The organism is Microcoleus sp. Pol12B5, from assembly GCF_036701335.1.
GTDB lineage: Bacteria > Cyanobacteriota > Cyanobacteriia > Cyanobacteriales > Microcoleaceae > Microcoleus.
Genome location: NZ_JAUBQQ010000038.1, coordinates 5,478 through 19,392, shown reverse-complemented (window position 1 = coordinate 19,392; position 13,915 = coordinate 5,478). Strand labels below are relative to the sequence as shown.

General features: G+C 47.5%; 12 protein-coding genes. 3 read left to right on the top strand and 9 right to left on the bottom strand.

The genetic code is table 11. The annotated features are described in order from the left end of the window. Positions 1 to 50: 50 nt before the first annotated feature. The 4 genes from QUA24_RS16775 to QUA24_RS16760 form a co-directional block, all read right to left on the bottom strand. On the bottom strand, positions 51 to 764 hold the full coding sequence (locus tag QUA24_RS16775) for an urease accessory protein UreF (RefSeq protein ID WP_333230831.1): 714 nt from the start codon (positions 762 to 764) through the stop codon (positions 51 to 53). Between the two features lie 109 nt (positions 765 to 873). Then, on the bottom strand, positions 874 to 1,311 hold the full coding sequence (gene ureE / locus QUA24_RS16770) for an urease accessory protein UreE (RefSeq protein WP_333230830.1): 438 nt from the start codon (positions 1,309 to 1,311) through the stop codon (positions 874 to 876). A gap of 428 nt (positions 1,312 to 1,739) precedes the next feature. Further along, positions 1,740 to 2,231 (bottom strand): DUF4168 domain-containing protein, encoded by a 492-nt coding sequence (locus QUA24_RS16765; protein ID WP_333230829.1) that lies wholly within the window; start codon positions 2,229 to 2,231, stop codon positions 1,740 to 1,742. A gap of 384 nt (positions 2,232 to 2,615) precedes the next feature. Then, positions 2,616 to 2,798 carry a hypothetical protein gene (locus QUA24_RS16760; RefSeq protein ID WP_333230828.1) on the bottom strand — a complete coding sequence of 61 codons (183 nt, stop codon included), beginning with the start codon at positions 2,796 to 2,798 and terminating at the stop codon, positions 2,616 to 2,618. 331 nt (positions 2,799 to 3,129) lie between these two features. Here QUA24_RS16760 and QUA24_RS16755 point away from each other — a divergent pair, with 331 nt between their 5' ends. After that, on the top strand, positions 3,130 to 3,555 hold the full coding sequence (locus QUA24_RS16755; RefSeq protein WP_333230827.1) for a DoxX family protein: 426 nt from the start codon (positions 3,130 to 3,132) through the stop codon (positions 3,553 to 3,555). Beyond that, positions 3,552 to 4,046: a DUF4385 domain-containing protein gene (locus tag QUA24_RS16750; RefSeq protein ID WP_333230826.1), complete on the top strand. Its 495-nt coding sequence runs from the start codon at positions 3,552 to 3,554 to the stop codon at positions 4,044 to 4,046. Before QUA24_RS16755 ends, QUA24_RS16750 begins: the two co-directional genes overlap by 4 nt. Positions 4,047 to 4,169: 123 nt before the next feature. On the opposite strand, the gene QUA24_RS16745 is transcribed toward QUA24_RS16750, so the two are convergent. The 5 genes from QUA24_RS16745 to QUA24_RS16725 all read right to left on the bottom strand — a co-directional run bounded on the left by QUA24_RS16745 (position 4,170) and on the right by QUA24_RS16725 (position 8,633). After that, the gene (locus QUA24_RS16745) at positions 4,170 to 4,637 is read right to left on the bottom strand and encodes a regulatory protein RecX (RefSeq protein WP_333230825.1); all 468 of its coding nucleotides are present in this window, start codon (positions 4,635 to 4,637) and stop codon (positions 4,170 to 4,172) included. 114 nt (positions 4,638 to 4,751) lie between these two features. Then, positions 4,752 to 5,162 (bottom strand): AbrB family transcriptional regulator, encoded by a 411-nt coding sequence (locus QUA24_RS16740; protein WP_015177612.1) that lies wholly within the window; start codon positions 5,160 to 5,162, stop codon positions 4,752 to 4,754. A 91-nt stretch (positions 5,163 to 5,253) separates the two neighbouring features. Next, positions 5,254 to 5,532 carry a hypothetical protein gene (locus QUA24_RS16735; RefSeq protein ID WP_333230824.1) on the bottom strand — a complete coding sequence of 93 codons (279 nt, stop codon included), beginning with the start codon at positions 5,530 to 5,532 and terminating at the stop codon, positions 5,254 to 5,256. A gap of 1,141 nt (positions 5,533 to 6,673) precedes the next feature. Then, on the bottom strand, positions 6,674 to 8,374 hold the full coding sequence (locus QUA24_RS16730; protein ID WP_333230823.1) for a CHAT domain-containing protein: 1,701 nt from the start codon (positions 8,372 to 8,374) through the stop codon (positions 6,674 to 6,676). A 4-nt stretch (positions 8,375 to 8,378) separates the two neighbouring features. Then, positions 8,379 to 8,633: a hypothetical protein gene (locus QUA24_RS16725; RefSeq protein ID WP_333230822.1), complete on the bottom strand. Its 255-nt coding sequence runs from the start codon at positions 8,631 to 8,633 to the stop codon at positions 8,379 to 8,381. A gap of 1,416 nt (positions 8,634 to 10,049) precedes the next feature. Here QUA24_RS16725 and QUA24_RS16720 point away from each other — a divergent pair. Next, on the top strand, positions 10,050 to 13,915 hold a 3,866-nt coding region (locus QUA24_RS16720; RefSeq protein ID WP_333230854.1), incomplete at its 3' end, for a cadherin-like domain-containing protein.

Here is a 13,915-nt window from a genome sequence, read left to right as displayed (position 1 = left end):
TCATTCTTCATTCTTCATTCTTTCTTATTTCTTCTTTCTTCTTCCTATTTTTAACTGCGAAACAACCGAGTGTACTGAGTTTCGTGCGCCATGCTAGCCAGTCCTAATCCCCAACTGCAACTCCCAAGCTCATCATCTTCTAATTTTAAAACTTCTTTCGCCGTACAGCTAATTTGAAACTGCAAATCTAACAGTAACTGTTGACCGGCTGTTTGACCGAGGGGAATCAGTTTCACGCCCGCACTCGCCAAATTGGCAGCCCAACTGTACAAATATCCTAACACGGCCGCTTCCTCTTCAATCTGCCAGTTGGCGGCGGCAATGCCAAAGCCGATCGCAAAATTGCACGGATTGCCGCCAAATTCCACCAAATCTTTTACACTTGTTGTTAACCCAGAAGCAACGGGCGATTCCCTGCAGGATAGCTTCGCTTCACGCAAATCCAGCAGCAACCTGACCAAAGTCCGTCCCATTTGCCAACTTTGCAAGCGCAACTCTTCAGTTTCCTTAGCAGCAGTCGCCCAAGCATTCCAGTAACTCAAAGCGGTCAAATCCCCAATCTGGGCCGCCCTCAAAGCCCGTACCACCACAGCGGCTTCTACTCGCACAGCCCCGAATTGCAGCGAATTTTCTAACCAATTCCTCAAAGTAATCTCGCTGTCGATCGCGCCGGTTTCTACCAGACTTTCGATTCCCTCAGAATAACTATAAGCTCCCACAGGCGCAAAAGCTAACTGCAACAAAGATAAAAGTTGATTGTTCACTGTTCACTGTTCACTGTTGACTTCTTGCTTCTTGAATAGCCGAAAGCAATTTAGTCATAAGCCCTCGGATTCATCGGTGGGAGTAAATCTAAAATCTAACATCTAAAATCTAATGGCTGTGCCCGTAAGCGCCCATTTCCGGCTGAAACGGCACAATTTCCTCTGTTACTTCCAAACCCATTTTTTCTAGCATTCCCTGCAACACAGAGTCGGGAGAAAGTCTTAAATAATTATCGGCAATTTCTAAAGCTACGTGGCGGTTTCCTAAATGATAAGCAGCTCGCATCAGTAGCAGCGGACTCGATGCCCGCGCTGTCAGCACCCGTTCGGGTTTTGCACTTACCACTACCAAACAGCTACCATCTTCCGACTGCAATAAATCTCGATCGCGCAATACTGTACCTCTGGGCAAACTCAGGTGCAGCTTTTCCCCCGTATTAGTCTCGAATCGGTGGCGGCTGCGAGTGCGATCGTCCGCTGTCATTGGTAAAGTAAAGCTGACAATAGCATCGGGATTTGAAGGTAAATGTTTAGTGAAAGTTAGCATTTTTTTATTCTGTTCCTCAGAGCAATTCACTTGACATTTAGTTTTTGAGGAATATCTTTTTTATAGCCGAAGTAATAAGGAAGACAGAAGTTCCAATCTTCAGCTTATGTTTCAGAAATTAAAAACGTCTTAATCATGTTCCCACTGGCTATATCTCAGTCCGATTTACACCCTGTTGAAAAATATTCATCTCTCTGACCGCTCCCGTTCTGACCTTGTTACCAAACTTATGTTATTTTGTCAAGTACTTAATCACAGACGATCGCTTTTTTTTAAAATTTTGCCTACCGTCTAGGAACTCGAACAATTTAAATCTCCAATATTATTGTTGGGGGGAGGTAGCGCTTAGGCATCCTGCCTGCCCTGAACAAGCTTTTATGGAGAAGTCTAATAGAACGGGAGAGGAAGAAAGACTCAAATCCTCAAGCTTATTGATTGCCCGCTTGTTGAAGTCGCAGCAGCTCGGCTTGAATTCGCTGTTTGACTGCCGGATCAGCTTGCTGGAGCAAAGTGAGCTGGTTGAAGCGACTAACTGTCAAACCATAGGTTTCGATAGCTTTTTTAGCTTGTTGGCAATAATTCACTGCAATGCCACGAAAATTTCCAGACAGCCTATTAATTTCCTGAGTTTCGTTGCACACTACTCTGGGAACCGAACCCCCAGCCATTTTTTTAATTTCGTTATAAGCTTCCACCCGTCTGGGTTCTATTGCCAACACAGCACGAGCGTAGCTAGTAATTTCCTCGCTAGTAATATCTTGAGCTTGGGCTGCTGATCCGAAAACAAGGTTTGGAGATTGTCGATACAAACCAGGCGCCCATCCGCTAGCTAAAGCTGCTGCTGACAAGATGCCAAGCAACAGCGATTGTCGCAGCATCCGGTTTATGCCAAATTTAGAGGTGTTTATTGAGGTGTTCATGGTCGTCGGTGATTGATTGCGTGTAGATAAAAATGACACAGCGCTTGGAGGCTCAATCTTTTTGAATAATGTGGTGGGTAAAAAGTTCCTGCCGTTGGTGACTATTTTCAATTCCAGCAGGATGGTTGGGGATTTGCTAGGACGATCGACTTTTTAGCAAATTCAATAATTTCATTCATTATAACATCGGTCGGAAGTTGACAAAATTCAAACTTTAGATAGTAATTTTAATTACAGAGCATTCCCGAATTGCCTCTCCCAATAATTCTCAAAGCGCAAATATTAAATAATTATAAAAATTATTGACAAATTACTTGCCTTAATTAGTCTCATCAAGGTAGGCGGTAGCAAAGCTATCTGTTTCCCCGCAAGGGTTCCCGTTCCTCATAGGGGTTCCCGTAGGGTAGGGTAGGGAAGCGCCTGGAAGGCTAGGTCAAATTTAGCAGCAATCGCACTCATCAATTGCGGCGAAGATTCATTTAATGTTAAGCGGTGGTGCATTTGTCGATCAAGAAAATCCCCCGCTGGTTTGGCTGCTGACAACGCTAAAGCCGGAACAAAAATCATGTTTCACTACCCGAAGATAGAGACAGCAGCAGGGAACTAGACATTAAAATCTTGTTATCAAAATGCGTGCTATCTGTTTTTGGCAGTCAACGTCCAGGCCTTCGATTTCAGTTCTCGCTTCCTCCAGTTTGGTGCTGTGAAAACTTGTCTGGGATTTACCCAGAAACCTGGGTTTTCTACGAAATAAAATCGTTACAGCCACCACCAAGAGCAGACAAACCCGGAAAGCTGGAATTTTTGGACCTCAGCTTTATTGTCATCTCGATCGCAGATCGCAAATTTTTGCAAGCATTATCACAGCAATTTAACAATTATTAATTACCCATTGCCCATGAAAAGTCAAAAAGAAATTTGGCGAGTTATTCTCGCAGTAGCTATCAGTATTGTAGGTGTGCTGCACTTTGCAGTACCCGCACCTTTTATCAAAATTGTGCCGCCCCAGCTTCCTTACCCGGAAGCCTTGGTTTATATCAGCGGTTTTTTCGAGATTTTGGGCGGAATTGGGCTATTAGTTCCTCCTGTGAGCAGGGCGGCGGCGTGGGGATTAATTGCCTTGTTTATTGCCGTGTTTCCAGCTAATATCAATCAAGCCGTCAACAACATTCCGATAGAAGGGATTCCCCACAATCAATTACTGTACTGGTTGAGGCTGCCTTTTCAAGCTGTCTTCATTGCTTGGGCCTGGGTTTATACCCAACCAGACGAAGGTAAACATCGGGCTTCTATAGTTCCAGATAAAACAGAAAATGCCCGATGAAGCAGTTCGACTACCATACGGATTTTAAGAACATCGACTTTCGACAGCACCCGGAACTTTATCGGGTAGGGAAAGGAGAACAGGGAGTGCTGTTGGTGGAACCCTACAAAGGAGAAATTCTGCCTTTCTGGAGATTTAAGACTCCTGAAATTGCCAGGGAGTCCAGCAGCAAAATTTACTCCATATTTTTAGAGTATCTCGATCGCGAAGATTTTGTGGGAGCCGACATGGCCCGCAAGTTCTTGCAGATGGGGTATACTCGATCGCGCCGCTACGCCAACCACAAAAGCGGTCGAAAATACCAGCAAAACCCTCAAAAGCTGAAGTCTGTTGCAGAGCAAACCGCAGCTAGAAAAGATATTTTGCCACTAGAAGCAGATCCGGTCAAAGCAGAATCCGCGGCCATTTTTCAAGAGAAATGGATGCTGGCCAAAATCAACGAGAAATATCTCGAGCTTTTAGCCAGACACCGGCAGATGTACGAATCTTAGTTAGTCAACACTGAGGATTGACATACAGTTACATAAAACTCAGGACTTACACTTTAGCCCTGTCGGCAGCAGTGTAGGTGTGCTTGCCTATCGGGACCACATCTATTTGCTTGGCCCTACTATTTACTCATCCTCTTCTTCCGCCTGCCACTGTCGCCAAATTTCAAAGGCATTAAAGCCCCTGTATTGCAGGTAATTCAAGACTTTGCCCTTGGTTTTCGGATCGGCTTTACCCCAAGTATCGATCTTGTATTTCCGCATGACTTTGGCTTTTAATTCGGCCAGTTTTTCTGCTTCGGAGTCCTGATTTTCGGCAATTTCTTCTTCCCAGACTTGCTCGAACAAATCGTTGGTAATTCCTTTTTGCAGGCACTTGCGCTTGATGGCCGACTTCCCGTATTTGCCTGCACCAGAGGCGATCGAGTTTGCCACCAAGCGAGTGTCGGACTGATAGCCGCGGTCTTGAATTTGCGCGATCGCCTCCAATATTTCCTCATTGCCAAAACCTTTCTCTTGCCCCTTTTTGCGAAGTTCAGAGGCACTGTAGTCTTTGCGAGACAAGAGAAAATATAAATAGTCAAGACAGCTCATCAGTTCAATCGAAGGGTGGCGCGCAAATACTCATATAGCGAATGCCTAATCCAGTCGCCTTGCTATCGGCTGACTGCATCGCGTGAAGCGAAGCTATCCCGCAGGGAATCGCCTCTATTCTTCTGTATCCTCCTCTTCATCATCCAATTCCACATCCGGTCTGTCCACATCGATCTGAATCAAGCGAATGTGCTTGTATCCGAGCTTAATTTCAAACTCGTCTCCCGGCTTTAATCCCATTTCTTGGGTATAATTTGCTCCGATCACGATCGAACCATTCTTGTGAACGCTAGCTCGATAACTCGCTTCTCGCCCGCGTCCGTCTGCTTTAGACTTCTCTAGCTCAATGCCCTTAGCAGCTAACACTGCATCGTAAAACTCAGCCAGATTAATCCGGGTTTCTCCACTTTTGCTGACTGTGAAGTAGCCGCAAAGCTTCGCAAGTTCTCTGCGCGGCAAATCACTGCCTTTGATTTTTTGAAGCAGACCTTTTCCTGTTAAGGGTGCTGTAGCTGTTTCTGCCATTGACCGTACCTCGCTTATTGGACTTTACTTATATCAATTACAACACATTAGATTAACTTTGTTTCACTGTCAATACTAAGAATTCTGAATATTAAGATTCTGGAGAAATTTCTGCGGCCTCAAGACCGGGGGTGCAAGTAAGGATGCTCGAAGGGCGATCAATTTGCTCCTCGCGGCCCAAATCCTTCTGTAAGCCTCTCTTGCGATCGCGCGAGGAATTATTGTCGCAAATTAAATGTTTTACTTTTTTACAGTAAAGTCTGTTCCCTGCATTCACCAATCCCCGATTGTGTCTGCGGTCAAGGTCAAAATAAGACAGCCATGAATCGAAATACCTAGAACGCAGCCACTGCAAATCTGCCGAAAGCATTTACCGGCGCGGGATTAACTTTTACCTCAACAAGACGAGGTAGCACTTGTTCTCGATGTCACTGCCAGCTACTTGTAAATTCTATTTTTCGGGCTGGAAATCTCCTCAAAACCCCAAATACCAACGGGCAATCTTCTATTAAGGTTTTGGGCATATAACTTGCACAGAACGTAGTCTGGGGAAGGCAATCCGGTAAAAATTCCAGGAAATTTCACCTCTTTTTTGAACGGGTTTAAGCTAAAACCCGATTCAATGGGCGCGGCGGCAGAAACATCGGGCAGCCACTAAGAGGGGAATAGTTTTGATCGGGCGAGATTGCTTCGCGACTCTTAACACTTCGCCAGGAATCAGTATATTTCTAGGGGGAACTGGCGAAAATCTTCCTCCTCCGGCCCCAAGCCAGAGAATTTGAGGTTATTTCCACAGGGGAATTGAAAAAGACCGAGTTAAATGCACAACAGCTTAAATGTTTGATGCACTACAAATTAGCAGCGGTTCCCGACCTGGAGTTTCGATGGAAATGTATGGGTTTCCACTCGTGGCCTGTAAACTGCCATACTCTCAAAATTTATGCACCAACTGAAGGGGCGTGTCAAACTCACAGCCGCTTCCATAATTAATTATTGTGAAATATAGCAATCGCACTGACGGTGAGGACGTTCTTTATTGTTGTAACTCTCGCTTTTATTGTCTTGTGCCGAATGAGGAATGCTCCTGCTGCCGAATCAGCCCGCTCAAAAACGCATACAAGCCACCGACTCGTGCCGTGGAGAGATCAAAATTTTAGACTCTTGTTCAAGCTTCCAGATTCATCTGGGGAGTAAATCTAAAATCTCAAATCGTTCGGCTCAGGGCTCAAGCCAAAGTCTAAAATCTACAATCGACTAAGGAATTTCATATCAAGCAGTCCCGGACTTACTCTCTCGACGATAAACCCAGTTTCTTCCTCGATGCTTGGTTGGGCTGCTGCTGATTTTCGGTAAAAACCGGCTTGATGAACGTAAGTCGGAGATTCGATCCAGCAGTATACTTTTGATCACTTTTCCAGAGGCAGCCGATCGCGAATAGCCAGCAAAAACCCCACCCAGTTTGCAGCCAGGCCAAGAGGGTCTAAATTAAGCATTGCAGTGGGCGATCGGTTTTAGTGACGTTGTTGCAGGTAATTTTGCGACAGGGGAGTCCGTACCGCCGGCAGTAACTCTTCTGGTTTCGTGCCTCGCTGGTTCGAGTACCGCCACCCAAAAAAGCCAGCACTCAAAGCTACGGATAACAAGCAAAGCATTAGGGTGACAAATTTTTTCGATCCCGGTTTTGTTAACGGTTTCTGAGTCGGTGCTGCGGCGCGAGTTGCTTGGATCACCGAACACTCAGAATTAGGAATAGAGGACGGCGAAGCCGTCGGTGAGTTCGGTGAATTAGTAGCATCGGCTCGATCGTTCTGGTGAACCCAATCCCTGCGATCTTTTAATTGGTCGGGAAAGTATTCCCAGACTTCGCCGTCAGAATTGTCTGACTCATGGGATCGATTGGCTGGGATTGGGGGGTATTGGGCGATCGCCGAAACCGAAGATGGGGCCTTCCATTCAGTACCCGCGAGTACCGGTTGCGTTCCCGGCGCGATTATGTGCACCATAGAACCTGATGTCGCACTGTGGGCTGGGGCGCCGGTCAAATAGCCGTCAAAGTCCGGGTGCTGGTAGAGAATCGGCAAAGCCCAGTATAGCTGGTGAGAACCGTAGGCAGAAATTAGCCCAGCTCTGGCCCGGCTCAGGCTGAGATCGACTGGATAACCTTGATTAAGGTTGCGGTAAAACAGTCGCGTTAGAGTTAGGGCTACATCGTCGGGGATGCTTTCTGCCATTGCTAGCACTGCCGGAATGCCCCGCTTCACTAGAGCTTCGGTTAAGTTCCGTTCCGGGCTGTCGTCCGCGAGGTCTGAGGGGTCGCCGTAAGCGCCGCGGCAGGAGTTGAACACGGCCATCTGAATACCGTTGTTAACGAGCAATCCAGCTAAGTCGTCGCCACTCAAGGTTTCGGTTAAGCCGGTGCGGCTGCTGACTAGGTAGAGTTCGCCACCTCTGGAACCTAAGTTGCTATGGCCTGCGTAGTGCAGGACTTGGTAGTGTCCTTGTTCTAGGGCTTGGGTAAGTTGTTCTCGATCGGGCTGTTCGAGAATAGTCAGTTGAATTTCCGGGCAATGGGGGCTGTTTTTGAGAGGATGACCGGTGCGATTTTGGAGTTCTTGCTGCAAATGGAGCACTTCTCGCTTGAGCTGCAAGCTGTCTCGATCGCTCGGAGATGCGATCGCCATTAAAATTTTTAGTGGCCCGCCACTAGGCAGTATCCGGGTTTGTTTGAACAAACTTGTACCTGGTTGGTAGCGAGAAAACACGACATCTGTGCCGGTTGCCAAAGGGCGATCGCCGGCGTGCAGAACTTCCCACGGCAGTCGTGGCAAGCGCCGGCCTTTGAGTCCGAGTCGCAGTTGCAGCACTTCTCGGCGGTGCTGGGCGATGCCTTGAGCGCAAGTCCAGCTATCGCGCAAGTTTCCTTGAAACAGCCCGCTGTATAATTGTTGCCCCAGGGCTACTAAATTCGGCGCTGAGTTGTTTCCCGAACGGGAGAAGCCGCGACCCGCAAAACTGCTTCCCTGTACTGCTTTTCCTTGGAGCAACCCCACCAGCGGGTCGTTCATCAGTTGAGAAGACAGTGCAAGCCATTCATTGATCGGCCAGCGGACTTGTTGTTCGGCTAAGGGTACACCGGGTGCAACCCTTTCTGTCCGCACTAGATATTCGTCGTCCCCAACGGGAGTGACTGAGAGTTGAAATTCCTGGCTCACGGATTTAGCGCCCTCCCGCCTTAATTCTGAATTTGCCTGCGTTTTTGCGGCTAGCAATACCGAACGGCAAAATAATTTTTACTCTTTGAATCAAAGTTTCTGAATGCGCTTCCCCCGATCGGGCGATCGCTGGGGTCATATATATTTGTTCAAACACTTTGAGGATATAAAAGTTGTACTTTAATAACAGTTTATTAGTTTTGATTGCCCTGTGCCTCGGTGAAAGCCGAATTTTCTCCAATCTTGCTATCTTTAACATTTTGCACCTCTACCACAGACCCCTTTAGATTCGTCGTGAACTTGAGTTTCTCATTGCTGAGTAAAGTTAAATTGGAGGCACTTTACCAGGCGGATCTCTAGTTCTTATTAAAATTACTTCGGCTCTCGCCAACCGATTTCAGGGCAATATCGCAGGGAAAGTTGAGTATTTTTTTTTTTTTGGCGATCGGTTGATCGGTCTTTACCGCTTATCCTCTACCACCAACCCCCGATGTGCAATCTTGATTTTGTGTCAATTAATTAATTGGTCAGCCCTGGGTTCTCATCCGTAAGCCCTCCGCCCTCATCCTTAAGACCTCAGTGGCGATCGGTAATTGATAGTTGACTATCGATAATTGCTCATAACTTATTGCTAATTTACCGCTTTTATGATATAGAAAACTTTTAATTTAACTCTCTTAATCTAGTTACAGTTAAGGAGCAAAAATAAACATCAGCAGCCAAGAACTCTCAACAATACAATGGCAATCAAATTATTCCGGTACTCTCAAGCAACCATCATTTTTGGCATCTAGAGGATTACCCCTCATCAGGCCGGTTTCTCGGAAAATTATTGGATTTGGTAGCGAAGCCTACAAAACAACTGGGTTTCGCAGCCTCGCCGTGGGTCATTCTCGCTCAAAATGCCGATCGAGCTTGCAACTGTCACCAAAAACGAATTCTGTGCTTATATTACTTTTTTGTAAATTTCGCAATCTGTCTTGAGATAGATATATTTTGGCAGAACTCTTAGTATTGAGCCGAAAAAAAAACTTTTTCTCAGTTCGCGAGGTTTCCTCGAATCGAGAGAAAATTCTGCAACTAAAAATTAGAACAAATATTTGTCCGGGCGAATTATCTAAATTTCTAATTAATCATCGGGAACTAAAATTAGGAGGGTGCTGTCGTTTAGTGAAGAGATTCAAATCCTAAGTCAGGGAAGGATTTGTCAAAACTGGGAGTGTTACCAAAGTTCAATACACCCAGCCTAGAACGGAAAAAAAGCAAGGGTCAAATTTGGGGGATACAGGTTTTGGGGAGTTATTTAGGAGTTGTCAGTCGCGAGTTTAAATTCAGCTAATTCACTGTAGAAATTACGTAGAAAATCTACAATCAGGAGCCATTCGGCGCAGCTTACTGTAGAAAATACCGAGAACATCTCAAATGCTCGGAGCTTCGGCGCAATAATTACAGTGTAGGTTGCGGATCAATTAATTTTGGTACGCAATTGCAGAATATAAAACTCGTAACACAGTGAAAAAAACCTTGCCGTTTAAGTGGCATCTATAATAGTAAAGATGAGGAAACCAGCTCCTCTAGCAGGCGAAAGCATGAAGTTAAAAAAAATCTTCTGCAGCCTCCTGTTTGCTGATAAATTGATTCAAAGAAGCTTACCATTTTTTGGGAAATATCAACGATGGACGACCTAATTTCGTTGGAAGAAGGACAGGGAACACTTTCTCCAGTTAAAAAAGATGAAACAGAAAATCCTGTCGAGGGTTTAGGCAACAACAGCCCTAAACTTTCCGATCAGGAGTTAGCCGATTTAATTAACCAAGCACTCGCCGAAAACACCGACGGCGTTACCACATTTCTGAATCAGTCTAACGGCGCATCCACAACAGGTGTGGGCGATGACGATGGCTTAGATGATGATGACGATGACGATGACTTAGATGACTTAGATGACTTAGATGACTTAGATGATGACAACGATTTCCAGACCATCGGAGGTAATGATGACGATGACGATGACGATGACGATGACTTAGAAAATGACAACGGCATCGATCGCCGCCGAACCGTCGTCGGTAGCGATGACGATGACCTCATTGTCGCCACCGGCGAGCAGCAAGAGATATACGGCAAACAAGGCGAGGACAAAATCAAAGGAAACCGTGGCAAAAAAAATAATATCTACGGCGGCAAAAATGACGATGATTGCGAGGGCGGCGATGACGACGATGAAGTAAGAGGCGATCTCGGCAGTGATACCGTCATGGGCGGCAAAGGCAAGGACACCCTTAACGGCGGTAAAGATAACGATACCGTGATGGGTGGCAGCGACGACGACCTCTGCGAAGGCGATGACGGCGATGACTTAATGCACGGCAACCAAGGAGATGATGACGTTGACGGCGGCGCCGGCAGCGATACCGTCTATGGCGGCAAAGGCGACGACGATTGTGAGGGCGGCGAAGGCAATGATGCCGTCAGGGGCGACACAGGCAAGGACAACGTTAGCGGCGGCACAGGCAACGATACGCTTAACGGCGGAAAAGATAACGATACCGTTAGCGGCGGTGTAGGCAGCGACGTTTGCAGTGGCGACGACGGCGACGACAACGTTAGCGGCGGCGACGGCAACGATACCGTTAGCGGCGGTGTAGGCAGCGACGTTTGCAGTGGCGACGACGGCGACGACAGCGTTAGCGGTGGCACCGGTAACGATACCGTGAGTGGCGGTGGCGACAGCGACGTTTGCAGTGGCGACGACGGCGACGACAGCGTTAGCGGTGGCATCGGCGACGATAGCGTGATGGGCGGTGCCGGCAACGACGTTTGCAGTGGCGACGACGGCGACGACAGCGTTAGCGGCGGCGACGGCGACGACAGCGTGATGGGCGGTGCTGGCAACGATACCCTCGTGACTGGCAACGGCAATGACATGGCAGACGGCGGCGACGGCGACGACAGCGTTAGCGGCGGCGGCGACGGCGACGATACGCTGATGGGCGGCGAAGGCAACGATACGCTGATGGGCGGTACTGGCAACCATACCTGTGTCGGTGGCGCTGGAGATGACCTTTATGTCATGGGTGACAGTAACTCTGATGCAAGTGCAGTCATCACTGACTTCGAGGACGACAGCGACAAGTTTCTGCTGTTTGGCGACTTGAACTTTAGCAGCTTGACCTTTATACAAATCGGTGTCAATACCGAAATTCGGGTCAATAACTTCGCCTTGGCGCTATTGTTGAATGTCAACGCAACGCTTATCACTGCGGCCGACTTTTTGGGAGTTGATCCTCAAACTCCAACTCCAACTCAACCTCAAACTCCAACTCCAAATCAACCTCTCACTCCGATTTTTAACCCTCCGCAACTGGAAGTTAGTGAGACCCTGATTGCTGGTTCCAGCGGCCAGGAGCAAACTATTACTCCTAATTTGTTGCGTGTTTCCGATACCGGGCAAGGTCCTGCCGGCATAACTTTCACGCTAACCGAGCTGCCCCCTGCTACAACCGGGCAACTATTTGTTAATGGAGTCGCCGTAACACAAACGGGCGTTACCTTCACTCAAGAAGACGTTAACGCAGGCAGGGTAACTTTCAGAGCGGCAGTAGGTTTTGTCGGTGCGGCTACTTTTGGTTTTCAAGCTACCAACGGCCAAAGAGCTCTCACCGGCAAAACTTTTAGCTTGAAAATCGAGCAAGATTCCTTTAATTTTGCTGGCAATCCACAAGGTCAAGCTATTGCCGGTTCTGCGACACTCCCTAACAACATCGTAGGCAGCGAGGGTGGCGATAACATTACAGCAGGTCAAGGCAAAGACACAATCATCGGCGGCAAAGGCAAGGACACAATTAAAGGCGGCGATGGCGATGACAATATCGACAGCGGCGACGACGATGATTATATCGAAGTTAGCCTAGGCAAAAACACACTAAAAGGAGGCTTGGGCAACGACACAATTAAAGGCGGCAATGACGCTGACGATATCGACGGCGGCGATGAGGATGACAATATCGAAGCTGGCGGCGGCAATGACACCGTAATAGGCGGTGCTGGGAATGACACATTAACTGGAAATGAGGGCAATGACACGATCGAAGGTGGTCTAGGAACCAATAATCTGAGTGGGGGTAATGGGAAGGATACCTTTATTTACCTCACTTCCCGCCAAGAGATTCAAACAGTTGTAGAAGCTGACTTTATTACTGACTTTAATGTCGATGACGATGTTTTACAGCTTTCTACGGCAGCTTTTGGTAATCTCAGCGTTTCTAGCTTGACCCGACTGGAGATTACTGCTACTTCTACTGTGGGGTCGATCGGCAGCGCTAATTTGCTCGACTTTAGTGCTGATATCACCGTTAACAGCATCACCAGTTTGCAAGCGCGGTTTGTAGCTTTGGGCGGCACAGACGCGCCTACTTTCTGTCAGTTTACAGATGCCGATACCGGCCGTTCCGTGCTGGTATTTAGTGTTGCGGGACGCTTTGAAATTTTGACCAGTTTCTCAGTCAACATTCGCCTGCAAGTCAGTAACTTTGTCTTCACCGGCGAGCCACTAAATGTTCCTGTAGGTACTGCTGGTGCTGACAATGTGAATTTCGGCACTTATCCCGCTGCAGTTAATTTCGATGGTTTAGCAGGCGATGACAACATTGTCGGCAGCAATTTTAACGATACAATCAAGGGCGGCGACGGCAACGATACCATCACCGGCGGCCTCGGTTTGGATTTCATAAGCGGTGGCAGTGGTGCGGATCTGTTTGTTTACAGGGCAACTAAAGAGGGCGGCGATAAAATTTCCGACTTTACTGTTGGGGTAGACAAATTCGAGTTTAGCGCGAGCGCTTTCGGCAATTTGACTACGACTAACTTTGACGGTGTTAGCGGTTCAACTCCTGACATTACTGGCAAAGAGTTCGTGATTTTCACAGGCGGCAGTTATGCCTCTTTGGAAGCTGCACAAGCTACAGCCCTGGGCAATTCTACAACTGCTGGTTTCTTCGCCTTTACTAATGCGTCGAACGAGACTGTGTTGTATTTCGACTCGAACGGTACCGTAGCCGGTGGTTCGACGCTTATTGCTTCCTTGGGTACGGCTGCTAGCAATCTGGGAACGGCGGACTTTGTATTTACAGGTACGATCGCTTCTCCTGCTGGTACTACTACCAACTCAGGCAGCATTGTCGATTTAACTGCGGCTGGGAATACTTTCCCAACCGGAGTTAACAATTTCGGTTCTGGTGCAGGCGGTTACAACTTCACTACTCCTGTCTTGTTTACCGGAGATGCGAGTGCTAACAGCGTTACTGGTACTGAGTTTGCTGACATCTTCAGCGGCGGTTCTGGTGCAGATGTTATCACTGGCGGTGCTGGTGCGGATCTGTTTGTTTACAAAGCAGTAGGCGAAGGCGGTGATACGATTACTGACTTTACTGCTGGAACTGACAAATTCCAGTTTGTCAGCGGTGCTTTCGGCAATTTGACTACGACTAACTTTGACGGTGTTAGCGGTTCAACTCCTGACATTACTGGCAAAGAGTTCGT